The sequence below is a fragment of the Leifsonia sp. KNZ12-8B genome (genome assembly GCF_056755495.1).
This window is the reverse complement of sequence record NZ_JBPGXM010000110.1, coordinates 1-12787: the sequence shown is the minus strand read 5'-3', so window position 1 is coordinate 12787 and position 12787 is coordinate 1. Positions and strand designations below refer to the sequence as shown.

The window sequence follows — 12787 nt, the reverse complement described above, 5'->3', positions numbered from 1 at the left end:
GATGAGCACCGCATCCACCAGGGCCTCCAGGTAGGCGTCGGTCGTGGCCAGCCCGTTGAGGCGGCGCAGCAGCAGCACCGTGCCGGTGACCTCCTCGAAGGGGAACGGGTCGATCCCCTCCGGAAGCTCGCCGCGGCGCACGGCGGCGGCGATGACGCCGGCGGGAAGGCGCGCGCCGGTCGGGCCGACCGACTGCTCGATCGCCTCGCCGAGCTCCGGGTCCTCGAAGCCGGCCTGCAGCAGCGCGAGCGCGGTGTGCCCGTCGGTCGACCGCATGGTGGTGAGGAGGCGGTGGCAGAGCGCCAGCAGGTCGCCGCGCAGCGAGCCGGTGTCGATCGCGTCGGCGCCCTCGCGGCGGGCGGGTCCGGCCTTGAGCGCAGCGACGACCATGTCGCGCTTGGTCTTCCAGCGGCGGTAGAGGGTCGGCTTGGAGGCGCCGGCGCGGCGGGCGACCTCCTCGAAGGTCACGCCGTCGTAGCCGCGCTCCTCCAGCAGGGCGTTGACGACCGCCAGGATGCTGGCCTCGCGGGCGTCGTCGCGGGGGCGGCCGCCGGGGCGAGGGGCGTGGCTCGGGTCGGTGGGGTCCGTGGATGGATACGACACGTGTCGTATCGTAACACGGATGGTGCGCGCTCGGCCTAGCGCGCCCCCAGCTCCGGATTCCAGACGTCGTCGTCGCCCGCGTCGTCCTCGTCGTCCTGGAACGGCGGCTCGAAGGTGGGGGAGGGCGGCGCTAGCTCCAGCGTCAGGACGCGGAGGCGCTCCACGGTCTCCGGGTCGTCGGGGAGCTGCTCCACGTCGGCCGGCGCCGCTTCGTTCATGAGCTGGCTGGCCGGGCCGATGAGGACTTCGATGTCGGACTCCGTGCCGTCCTCGGTCAGGCCGCGGACGGAGATGGTGGCCGCCGTGTCGGCACGTGCGAGCGCACCCGCGTAGTCGAGCAGTGCACCCGCGACGCTGTCGGTGGTGTAGAAGATGCCTCCGGCGTAGACGATCCTGCGCATGCCGTCAGCAAACCCCCGGAGTCCGAGATCGTCCAGGGGTTCCATCGCGTGACCTGGAGTGGGGGTGGCCGCGCCCTCCATTGGGGGCCACGTCACATCTCGCGTGTTTGTGCAAACGCATATAAAAATCGACTGAGAGGAATTCTCGCCGAACCCGAACGGCGAGCCGCCGACCCGAACCGCGTCGCCCGACACGACGCACCCGGCGGACGACGATTCCCCGCGCCCGCAAGGACACTTGTGCTTACCCGACTCCGTGCTGTCTTCTCGCGCGCCCGCGGCCGTCACGCCGCGCGCAGGTCCACCCTCCACGCTCCGGCCGGCATCGCCGCCACGCTCGCGCTCGCCCTCGTCGGCGCGCTCGCCGTCGGGGCTCCCGCCGCCAATGCCGACGGGCTCGGCTCCGGCGTGCTCAACCTGTCGAAGACGGCCTCCGTCGCCCAGGTGCAGCCGGGAGGCCAGTTCCTCTACACGCTCAGCTTCGGCTGCTCGTCGACGACGACGGGCTGCGTCGACGCGACGATCACCGACCCCCTGCCGGCTCCGCTGACGGTGGTCGGATCGCCCACGGTGGTGGGCGGAGGCGCGGCGGTGACGGTCACCGGCAGCACGCTGAAGGTCGTCTTCACCGACCCGGTCGCGAACACCACGCCGGCGAGCACGGGACTCGCCGCCGGAGCCACCGGCACGATCCAGGTGCAGGCGCAGCTGCCGGCCGGCACGCCCAAGTCGGCCGACGGGCAGACGCTCACCAACACGGCCGCCTTCACCGCGACCAACGCGACGACGGTCCAGGCGATCGCTCCCGTGACCGTGAAGGTGCCCGACATCATCCAGGCCACCGCCACCAAGACGTGGGCGCCCACCGCGACCCAGTTCACCCCGGGCGAGCTGTCGACGGTGACGCTCACCGGCACCAGCGCCTCCAACATCGCGGCGGACTCGCTCGCCATCGCCGAGCCGGCCGATCCGGCGGCCGCGGGTGGGGCGTTCGACTTCTACGACTTCTCGGCGTTCGGCGCGGTGACCCTTCCCCAGGGCGCGGATCGTGTGCAGGTCGTCGCCCTCACCGCAGGCGGTCCGGTCGACGGACCCGTCGGCGCGACACCCGCGCTGCCCTCGTCCGTCGCGGCGGCCGACGTGACGGGCCTGCGCATCGTCTTCAGCTCCTCCACCGGTGCGACGGTCGCCCCCGGGGCCACGGGCTCGGTCGAGGTGAAACTCGCGCAGCGCGCCACCAACCGCTCGACCGCGGCGTCGCTGGTCGCGGGCGGCAAGCGCACCAACGCCGTCGCCGCCATCGTCAGCACGCCGAACGGCGACGCCACCTCGGCACCGGCGACGGCCACCCAGGACATCGCTCCGCTCACGGTCAGCGTCGCGGCGGGCAAGACCTTCAGCACGCAGCAGCTGCCGGCGGGCGAGTCGACCACGGCCACGCTGACCGCACGCAACACCTCCACCGGCCCGATCACCTCGCTGACCGTCATCGAGCCGGGCGCGGGCACGTTCTTCACGCCCAATATCGGCTTCGGCGGCTTCACGGGAGTCGCCTGGCCCGACGGCGCGGCCGGTGCCACGGTCTCGTGGTCCGTCAACACCGGCGCGGCCCCGGCCGATACGGTGCTCGCGCAGGGAGCGGCGTTCCCGGCGGCGCCGGCCCTCGACGCCGACCAGTTCATCACCGGCTTCCGGGTCGCCTTCTCCGGCTCCATCGCGACCGGCGCGACCGCGACGCTCCCGTTCACCGTGACCACGACGACGGCCGCTGGTCCCTCGGGCGCAGGCTTCACCAGCTACCCCAACGCCGTGACCGTCTCGGGCACCAATGCGGCAGGGACGGCGCAGAACACGGCGACCGCGAACCTCGACGTGTACTTCCCGAAGGTGATCGTCTCGCTCGACAAGACGGTCACGCCGGCGCAGCTCATCCCGGGCGGCACGTCGATGGTCCAGCTCTCCGCTCAGACCCCGACCGGGACCAGCTCGGTGCGGCCCTCCAGCATCGTGATCGCGGAGCCGGAGAACCCGGCGGCCTCGGCGTACTGGAGCGCATTCGACGCCACCGCGATCGCGCCCACCTCGGTCCCGGCCGGTTCCACGCTGACGATCCGGTACACGATCGACGGCACGACCTGGTCGGTGCTCACCACGATCGATGCGACGTCGGCGGCGAAGACGTACTTCGCGACCCTCGACGACGCGCTGCCGGCCGGTGTCTCGCACACCGACGTGCGCGGCCTGACGTTCGAGTTCGCCGACGCCGACGGATTCGGCCAGGCGACGAACGTGAAGCCGGCCATAATCTTCTCCGCCCGGACGACGCTGCGCGACAGCGCCGAACCGACCAACCCCGGCACCCCGCCCGCGCTCACCCCGTACGAGAACGTGGCGGTCGCGACGGCCGCCGGCTCGATCGCCGGAGGCCCGACGATCACCAGCACGCCCGCGATCGACCGCGAGACGGTCCAGCTGCGTGCGACGACCGGCGGCGGCTCGGGAGGCGGCGCTGACACGATCACCGCGGCCAAGACGTGGGGCGGCGTGCTCCAGGCGCAGTCCGGCGCCGGCAGCCGCGTCACGCTCGACTGGGGGACGCAGGTCGGCGGCGTGCAGAGCATGACCGTCCAGGACGGCGGAGACACCCCGCTCTCGGGCAGCGCCTTCCAGGCGTTCGACCTGGTGAGCATCGACCCGATCACGCCGACGCAGACGGCGGGCGCCACCTGGGACCCGCTGATCCGGTGGGACGCGGTGTCGAAGGTGGAGCTGTACGACGGCACGACCTGGAACGACATCACGAGCACGGTCTGCACGACGGGCACGGCCTGCGACGGCGCCTTCCCCGGCTACACGCTGAGTGCGGCGGAGCGCGCCTCCACCCAGGGCGTCCGGCTCACCGTGATCGAGAGCCCGAACCGGAAGAAGCAGATCGAGCAGACCCAGGACCCGATGGCACCGGCCGTGGGCAGCGGAGTCGCGAGCGCCTCGGCGGGGGCCTACCCCGGAGGCGACGCCAATGGCCGTACCGTGCGCCTCAACCTGGCGCTGCGGAACAGTCTCCGCAACACCACGAACAGCTGGGTGACCGGGACCGCGACCTACAACGCGCCGGACAAGGGTGTCGTGTCGAACACCCTCCACGTCACCTCGACGCCGTTCACCGGGTCGCCGGCGACGGTCGACGCCAGCGCGACGGTGGCGATCATCGACCCGACCTTCCAGACCAAGGTCACGAAGAGCGCCAACCCGACGTCGCTCGTGATCCCGCAGCCGGACATCCCGCAGTCGCAGTATCCGACGACGACGTACACGACCACGGTCACGAACACGTCGACCAGCAACACCTGGCAACTGCGCCTCGACGACCCCGTGAAGTGCGTCAACGCGACCACGACCGACCCGTGCGTGTTCCCGGCGTACGACCCGGCGACCAACCCGTTCGACAAGGTGACGCTGACGAAGATCGCGATCACCAACGCGGCCGGTGCCGAGGCCACGAAGAGCGTCGTGTCGATCCTCCACCGCGCCGCAGACGGCACCCTGACGACCGAGACGAAAACGGTGTCGCAGGCCACCGCGCTCACCGCCGCCCAGCTCGCCGACGTGGTGGGTGTCAGCCTGCTCGTGCGCGGCACCAACGCGGCGGGCACCGCCGGGAGCGGCGGCACCATCGCCTCCCAGCAGAAGGCCACGCTGACGCTGACGACGCAGCTGCGGCAGTCGAGCCGGGCCGCAGGCGTCGCGCCCACCCCGGGCAGCTTCGCGAACACGGCCTACGGCACGCTGCACGACGACGTCTACCCGGCGGCGGAGGCGGCCGACCAGCAGTCGGCCAACGTCGCTCTGGCCAGCGGCAACCTGACCGTGACGACGAACAAGGCGTTCAGCCCGGCCAGCACCCTGCAGGCCAACCCGACGAACCCGATCGCGGTGAACCTCATGGCGCGGGCGACGGGGACGATCGAGCCGAAGACGCTCGTCATCGAGGACTCGACGGCGACCTTCTGGAACGCGTTCACGCTCTCGGGCGTCAGCCTGCTCGCCCTGCCGACGGGCGCCGACCGGATCACCGTCGACGCGCGCACCGGCACGGGCTCCGCGGCGGTGTGGCACGCGGGCACCGCCGCGACGACCGCCGCTCTGCCCGCCGGAGTGACGGCGGCCGACGTGACCGGCCTGCGCTTCACCTTCACCAGGGCGAACGGGCTCAGCTTCGCGGCGAGCGGCAGCGCCGACAACGTGCGCATCTCGGTGAGCCTGCGCACCACGCTGCGCGACGGGTCCGGCCCCGTGCGGTCGACGGAGGTGGGGATCATGCCCGGCGAGACCGCGCCGGGAACCGTCACCGACACCGTGACGGCCGACGCCTCCTACAACGACGTGGTCGCGAAGCAGGCGACCAAGAGCGCGACGTTCACCGTGCTTCCCGGCACGGCGGCACTCGCCGTCGAGAAGACCAGTCCGGGCATGGCGGCGTCCGGCAAGGAGGTCAACTGGACGCTCCGGTTCAAGAACACCGGGACCGGCTCCCTCCCGAACCCGGTCGTGACCGACACCCTCCCGGCCGACGGCTCCCTGCTCTTCGTTCCGACGAACGTGCCGATCTACACGACCTCGACGGGCGGCACGCTGCCGGTCGACGCGGCGAAGATCGTCCGGTCGTACGACGCCGCGACCGGCACCATCCGCTTCGTCTGGCCGGCCGGCTCCGCACTCGCGCCCAACGAGACGTACGCGATCACCCTCGCGCTGCAGATCAAGCCGGGGCTCGCGCCATCGACGGTCGCGACCAACCGGTTCGGCGTGACGAACGACCGCACCCTGACCGCCTGCACCCCGCTGAACTCCGGCAACGGCCGTGCGGTGTCGCTCGCGGCCAACGTCTGCTCGACCTCCAACATCGTGACGACCCTGTCGCAGGGCTCGTTCACGGCCTCGAAGGGCGTGCGCTCCGAGACGGGGACGGCGCAGAACATCAGCGACGCGAACGTGCCGTGCACCGCCGACACCGATGGCTTCTACCGCTACCCCTGTGCGGCGGTCAGCGCGGTCGGCGGCACCGACCACTGGAAGCTGGAGATGACCAACGGCGGCAACGTCGCGGCCTCCGCCCTCACCGCGATCGACGTGTTCCCGTACCCGGGCGACGTCGGCGTGGTGGACCCGTCGGCGCGCGGCTCGGTCTTCACGCCGCGCTTCAACGGCGACGTGCGGTTCACCACGGCCGGCGGCATCGACGGCACGCGGATGGACTGGTTCGTCACCACCGCCGCCACGCCGTGCACGAAGGAGCTCACGCCCGGCGGCGGCACCTGCCCGGCCGGGTCGTGGCTGCCGTCCTCCGCTCTCGGCACGACGGTCGACCCGGCGGACGTGACCGCCGTGAAGCTGGCCTTCGACTTCAGCGCAGCGCCCGGAGCGGTCCTGCCCGCGGGAGGCTCGCTCACGATCACCTACTCGACCACCAACATCCCGACCACCACGACCGGCGACCACCGGGCGCCGGTGAGCGCGCCGGTGACGGGCGTGCGGGCGTGGGACTCGTTCGGCTTCTACCCGACGTACGTCTCGGGCTCGCAGCCGGCCGGACCCCAGGAGCCGATCAAGGCGGGCGTCATCCTGACCGGGGGTCCGCTGCAGGTGACCAAGACGGTGACGGGAGCCGCCACCGGCTACGCGCCGACCAGCTTCACCGCCGACGTGGCGTGCACGATCGACGGCGTGGCGGTGGACCTGGGCAGCGCCTCCATGGTGCGGCTCAGCGACGCGAACGGCTACGCGGCCCGGGTGGACGGCATCCCGGTCGGCGCCTCCTGCGCGGTGTCCGAGCAGGGCGCGGCGGGCAGTTACGGCGAGTCGACCCGCTCGGTGACGCCGGCGAGCGTGGTGATCGCCTCCGCTGCCGGCGCCGGGCAGCCGGTGCCCGCCGGTCAGAGCGCCGAGATCGTCAACGACTACGCGCTGACCTCGCTCACGGTGACCAAGCACGTCGACACGGCGGCGACGCTCGGCTCCTTCGGGCCGTTCTCGTTCGCTCTGGCCTGCACCTCGGCCCTCGGCACGAGCGTGCCGCTGACCGTGGACGACGCCGCCTTCACCCTGGCGGACGGCGAGAGCCGCACGATCTCCGACCTCCCCGTCGGCGCGTCCTGCGTCGTCACCGAGACCGACAGCGACGGTGCGGCGACCGCTCCGAATCACGTCGGCATCGCCGTGGACGGCGCGGCCGAGACGGTGGGCGACTCCGCGACCGCGACCCTCACCGGCGCTGCCGGCGGCGACACGGCCATGGTTACCAACCACTACGCGGCCGGCACGCTCTCGATCGCGAAGACGGTCGACGGCGACGCCGGAGCGACGTACGGCGGCGGGCTCTTCACCGTGCACGTCGAGTGCGTCTACGCGGGCGACCAGTCCCTGTTCGCCGGCGACCTGACCATCGAGCGCGGCGAGACGCTGCTCGTGCCGGGGGTCTTCCCGGCCGGCACCGAGTGCTCTGTGGTGGAGACGGGGACCGGCGGGGCGACGGAATCCACCGTCGACACCCCGACGGTGAGCATCCCCGGCTCCCTTGACGGGTCCGTGCAGAACGTGACGGTCGGCGTGACCAACACCTTCTCGTCCGGCTCGGTCGTGGTGAAGAAGGAGCGCACCGGCGACGGCGCGGCGACCTACGGCTCCGGCCCCTTCACCGTGGAGCTCACGTGCACCTGGCAGCACGACGGCGACACCTGGACCATCCCGCTCCCCGACGCCGGGCGCGTCGTGCTGGATGCCGGCAACGGCTACACCGCGACGGTGACGGGTCTCATCCAGGGCGCGCACTGCGACACGGACGAGACGGCGACGGGAGGCGCGACCGCGGCGGCCATCGCCCCGGCCGCGGGTGTGACCGTTCCGGCGGGCGACCCCGCGACCGTGACGGTGACGAACACCTTCGACACCGGGTCGCTGACGATCGACAAGAAGCGCGTCGGCGACGGCGTCGCCGACTTCGGCGCCGGGCCCTTCACGATGGCGGTCGTCTGCACCTACGACGTGGACGGCGTGACCACGCCGATCGACCTCGGCGCCGACGCGACGCTGGTCCTCTCCGAGCAGAACGGCTACACGGCGACGATCGACGACCTCATCGCCGGGGCCTCGTGCGCGGTGAGCGAGACCGCCGCGGGGATGGCGAGCGCGACCTCCATGGATCCGGCCGACGGCATCGTCACGATCGCCGCCGGCGCGACCGCGACCGTCACCGTGACGAACACCTTCGCGGTCGGCCACCTCAGCATCGCGAAGAGCGCCGACCGGCCGACCGCCTCGGTGGGCGACACCATCGTGTACACGATCGTCGTCACCAACGACGGGCAGCTCGACGCCACGGGCGTCGTCGTCACCGACCACCTCCCGAAGGGGCTGCGGGTCGTCTCCACCGCGCCCGCGGCGACCGCCGGGACGGGCACGCTCGAGTGGACGATCCCGGCGCTGGCGATCGGCGCGAAGGCCGTCTTCACGGTGACCACCGTGCTGGACGCGCCGCTCACCACGGTCAACCGCGCCAGCGTGACGACGCCCCTGGGCGCCTGGAAGACCTCCACCGCTTCGGGCACCTGCGGGGAGGCCGGCCTCAGCTGTGCGACGGTGACCGATCCGCCTGTCCCGGACGACGGCGGCGGCGGCTCCGGCGGCAACGGCTCGGGCGGCAGCAGCGGCTCGGACGGCAACGGCTCGGGATCGGGCACGAACGCCGGCGCACCCGGCGGCGGGCTCGCGAGCACCGGCTCCGACGTGCTGAACGGCGTCGTGTGGGCGCTGGGCCTGCTGGCCGCGGGCCTCGCCGCGGTCGCTGGCGGCCTGCTCCGCCGCCGCACCCGCAAGGCCTGACCCGCCGCGACTCGTGACATGGTGTCACTGCTCGGCGGGCGCGGGGTGCGTCAGACCAGGTCGAGCTCGACGCCGGCCTCGCGGGCGCCGTCGAGTGTGCGCGTGTCGGCGCTTCCGCTCGTGATGAGCACGTCGATGTCCGAGATCGCGCCGTAGCGCCAGAGCGCGACCGTGCCGAGCTTGCTGCGGTCGGCGAGCAGCACGGTCGTGCTGGCGACGGCGAGCGTCTCGCGCTTGAAGTCCGCCTCCGCCTGGTCGGGCGTCGTCAGGCCGTGCTCGAGCGAGAGGCCGTTGGTGCCGAGGAAGGCGACGTCGACGTTGATCTCGCGCAGGCTCCTGATCGCGAAGCTGTCGACCTCGCCGAGCGTGAGCGGGCGCACGCGGCCGCCCAGCGTGATCACGGTCAGCTCCGCGTGCTGCGCGAGCGTCGTCGCGACCGGCAGGGAGTTGGTGAAGACCGTCAGCGCGGGGTGCGGCGGCAGATGCTCGGCGAGCAGCTGGGCCGTCGATCCCGACTCGATGAAGATCGCGCCCGACTCGGGGATGCGCGCAGCCGCCGAGGTGGCGATGGCCAGCTTCTCGGCGGTGAAGGAGGTGCGCTCCGACACCTGCGTCTCGATCAGCGTGCGGTCGAGCGGGAGGGCGCCGCCGTGCACGCGGCGCACATGGCCGGAGGCCTGCAGCGCGTTGAGATCCTGCCGGATGGTCTCGGTGCTCACGCCGAAGCGCTCGGCGAGGGCGGTGACGTCGGCGCGGCCGTTCTCGCGGGTGAGGCGGACGATCTCGTACCGGCGCTCATCGGCGTAGATGCGGTCGTCCGTCACGGTTCGCCCCCTTGTGTTTGCTTGTGATCCCGGTCGAAACCCAACCCTAGCGGACGTAACGATTGTGTTTCCAGGTCTTGTGTATCTGTGTTTACCTGTGCTTTCCTTTGTTTCACTTCGAATGCAAGGACGGGTTATGAACTACGAGGTTGTGGTCGTCGGTCTGGGTGCCGCCGGCAGCGGGGCGCTCTGGGCCCTCGCTCGTCGCGGGGTGCGGGTCGCCGGCATCGAGCAGTACGGGATCGCGCACGGCAACGGCTCGTCGCACGGACGATCGCGGCTCTTCCGCGGCGGTGCGTCCGAAGGTGCGGCCTACGTCGACCTGGCCGCCCGGTCGCTGGAGATCTGGCGCGACCTGGAGCAGAAGTCCGGTCGCGAGATCGTCACCCTGGTCGGCGGCGTCACCATCGCCGAGCCCGAGACGGAGCTCTTCCGCGACACCGTGGCGGCGCTGCGGTCGCGCGACCTCCCGCACGAGCTGTTCGACGCCGACGGGCTCCGCGCCTGCTACCCCCAGCACCGCGTCCGCGACACCGACGCGGGCGTGCTCGATCCCGCGACCGGCGTCGTCCGCCCCGAGCTTGCGATCACGACCGCCGTGGAGGCCGCGCAGGCCGCCGGCGCCGAGGTCCTGACCGGCCGCCGGGTCGTCGCGATCGAGGAGGAGGGCGACCACCAGCGCGTCGTGCTCGACGACGGCACCAGCGTGGTCGCCGGCCGTGTCATCGTCGCCGCCGGCGCCTGGAACACGAGCGTGCTCGCGGAGGCGCCCCGGGACTTCACCGTCCGCCGCGCCGTGCTGAGCTGGTTCCTCCCCGAGCCCGGCCACGAGGCCGAGTTCCTGCCAGACCGCTTCCCGGTCTTCACCCGCGAGGACGAGTCCCTCCGCGGCTGGGGCGCGCCGACGATCGACGAGTTCGGCGTGAAGGTCGGCCTCCACGACCAGGACGGCTACACGATCGACGACCCCTACGCCAACAGCCCGGAGGTTGAGGCGTGGGAGGTCGAGCGCGTCCAGCAGTTCGTCTCGCGTCAGTTCCCCCACCTCGTGCCCGTCGCCACCAACACGCGCGGCTGCATGATCACGCTCACCCCCGACGAGGACTTCTCGATCGGGGAGCTCGACTCCCGCCCCGGCGTCGTCCTGCTGGCGGCCTGCTCCGGACACGGCTTCAAGCACTCGGCCGCTGTCGGCGAGCTCGGCGCTCAGCTGGCGCTGGGGGAGGAGGCATCGCTCGACCTGGCGATGTTCGACCCGCACCGATTCCGCACCACCACCGGCACCACCATCACCCGATAAAGGAGAGCAGCAATGAAACGAAAGGCACTTCTCGCCACCATGCTCGGCGTCGTGCTGACCGTCTCGGTCAGCGCGTGCAGCTCGAGCGCGGCCGGCGGCTCGTCGTCGGCTTCGCCGTACGAGCTCGTCGACGGCAAGGACACCCTCCACCTGCTGGTCGCCAGCGATGCGGCCCCGTTCGCCTCCGTCAACGCAGACGGAAAGTTCGAGGGCTTCGACGTGGCGCTGCTGACCGAGATCACCAAGCGTCTCGATCTCAAGCTCGACGTGAAGGGCCAGGACTTCGACACCATCCTGCCCACGATCGCGATCGGCAAGGCGGATGCGGCGGCGTCCTCCATCGCCGACACCGACGAGCGCCGCCAGACGGTCTCGTTCTCGCTCCCGACCTACACCGGCGTCATGTCGGTCACGGTCCCGAAGGGCTCCAGCATCAAGGATGCGGACGACCTCAAGGGCAAGAAGGTCGGCGTGAAGTCGGCGAGCCGCAACGCGGAGTACGCCGAGGACAACTGGAAGGACACCGAGCTCGTCTACTTCTCGGACGAGAACGCGATGTTCAACGCCCTGCAGACCGGCTCGATCGACGGCGCGTTCTTCGACGGCCAGTCCGCCGACAAGTACGTGCAGCAGTACGACGTCGAGATCGCCTTCTCGGCGGTGAACGACGACAACCGCGGCGCGGCCATCGTCCTGCGCAAGAACGCCACGAAGCTCCGCGAGGCGGTCAACAAGACCCTCCGCGAGATCGTCGAGGACGGCACCTACAAGACGATCTTCGAGAAGTGGGTCACCACCGAGCCGTCGCAGCGGCAGATCGACTTCCTCACCGAGTACTACGACGCCCACCCGAGCGACGACTACCCGGCCAAGTAGCACCCAAGCCGGGATGGCCGGGCCGGGCGAAGCGGCCCGGCCATCCCACCCACGCTAATGAAAGGAGCGCGCCATGGGCGACTTCCTGGGGATGTTCTTCAATCTCGAGTACATCTTCCGCGTGCTGCCGGATCTGATTCTGGTCGGACTGGTCAACACCCTCATCCTCGCGTTCGCGGCCACCGCGATCGCCCTCGTCATCGGCATCCTCATCGCCATGGCGCTCCTGTCCCGGCACCGCTGGCTGCGGTATCCCGCCCAGGTCTACGTCGACCTGCTGCGCGGCCTGCCGACCATCCTCACCATCTTCCTCATCGGCCAGGGTCTGCCGTACGCGGGCATCACCTTCCTCGGCACCAGCGCCTACCCGTACGGGATGCTGTCGCTCGGGCTGATCGCGTCGGCGTACGCGGCCGAGATCTTCCGCTCGGGCATCCAGAGCATCCACCACGGTCAGCTGGAGGCGGCCCGCGCCCTCGGCATGCCGTACCGCACCGCGATGGCGCTGATCGTGGTCCCGCAGGGCATCCGCAATGTGCTGCCCGCGCTGACGAACCAGTTCATCAGCATCGTGAAGGACACCTCGCTCGTGTACGTGCTGGGTCTCGCCGTCGGTGAGCGCGAGCTGTACCGCATCGGGCAGGACATGTCGCAGCGCGTCGGCAACCTGTCGCCGCTCGTGGCCGCCGGCATCATCTACCTGCTCATCACGGTGCCGCTGACCCACTTCGTCAACTGGCTCGACCGCCGGCTGCGCACCGGCAAGGTGCCGGTCGCGGTGGAGGGGCCGGACGCGCCCGGCGCGCCCCGGCCCCCCCGGGGGGCCGTAGCCCGCGCCCACCCCCCGCCCGGCCCCGGCCCCCCCGGCCCCCCCCCCCCCCCCCGCGCCCCCCCCCCCCCCCCCC

The 12787-nt window shown here is 71.6% G+C and carries 7 protein-coding genes; 4 read left to right on the top strand and 3 right to left on the bottom strand.

Going from position 1 to position 12787, the window contains the following annotated elements:
* Positions 1 to 603, bottom strand: a 603-nt coding sequence (locus ACR9ZG_RS14515; RefSeq protein WP_481285558.1) for a TetR/AcrR family transcriptional regulator, incomplete at its 3' end; no start/stop codon positions are given.
* A gap of 35 nt (positions 604 to 638) precedes the next feature.
* Complete coding sequence (locus ACR9ZG_RS14510) at positions 639 to 1004, bottom strand: hypothetical protein (protein ID WP_481285557.1); 366 nt, start codon at positions 1002 to 1004, stop codon at positions 639 to 641.
* A gap of 240 nt (positions 1005 to 1244) precedes the next feature.
* On the opposite strand from ACR9ZG_RS14510, the gene ACR9ZG_RS14505 reads away from it, so the two are divergent.
* Positions 1245 to 8882 (top strand): DUF5979 domain-containing protein, encoded by a 7638-nt coding sequence (locus tag ACR9ZG_RS14505; protein ID WP_481285556.1) that lies wholly within the window; start codon positions 1245 to 1247, stop codon positions 8880 to 8882.
* Between the two features lie 50 nt (positions 8883 to 8932).
* On the opposite strand, the gene ACR9ZG_RS14500 is transcribed toward ACR9ZG_RS14505, so the two are convergent.
* Entirely contained in the window at positions 8933 to 9706 is a 774-nt protein-coding gene (locus ACR9ZG_RS14500) for a DeoR/GlpR family DNA-binding transcription regulator (RefSeq protein WP_481285555.1), read from the bottom strand.
* 136 nt (positions 9707 to 9842) lie between these two features.
* Here ACR9ZG_RS14500 and solA point away from each other — a divergent pair, with 136 nt between their 5' ends.
* The 3 genes from solA to ACR9ZG_RS14485 all read left to right on the top strand — a co-directional run.
* Complete coding sequence (gene solA, locus ACR9ZG_RS14495) at positions 9843 to 11006, top strand: N-methyl-L-tryptophan oxidase (RefSeq protein ID WP_481285554.1); 1164 nt, start codon at positions 9843 to 9845, stop codon at positions 11004 to 11006.
* A gap of 12 nt (positions 11007 to 11018) precedes the next feature.
* Positions 11019 to 11882, top strand: coding sequence for a substrate-binding periplasmic protein (locus ACR9ZG_RS14490; RefSeq protein ID WP_481285553.1), 864 nt, complete (start codon positions 11019 to 11021; stop codon positions 11880 to 11882).
* A gap of 73 nt (positions 11883 to 11955) precedes the next feature.
* A partial coding sequence (locus ACR9ZG_RS14485; RefSeq protein ID WP_481285552.1) for an amino acid ABC transporter permease occupies positions 11956 to 12787 on the top strand: 832 nt, incomplete at its 3' end.

Bases quoted from the DNA above. Each gene is read 5' to 3' on its own strand.
- ACR9ZG_RS14510 (WP_481285557.1), bottom strand. From the start codon at position 1,004: ATGCGCAGGATCGTCTACGCCGGAGGCATCTTCTACACCACCGACAGC.
- ACR9ZG_RS14490 (WP_481285553.1), top strand. From the start codon at position 11,019: ATGAAACGAAAGGCACTTCTCGCCACCATGCTCGGCGTCGTGCTGACC.
- solA (WP_481285554.1), top strand. From the start codon at position 9,843: ATGAACTACGAGGTTGTGGTCGTCGGTCTGGGTGCCGCCGGCAGCGGG.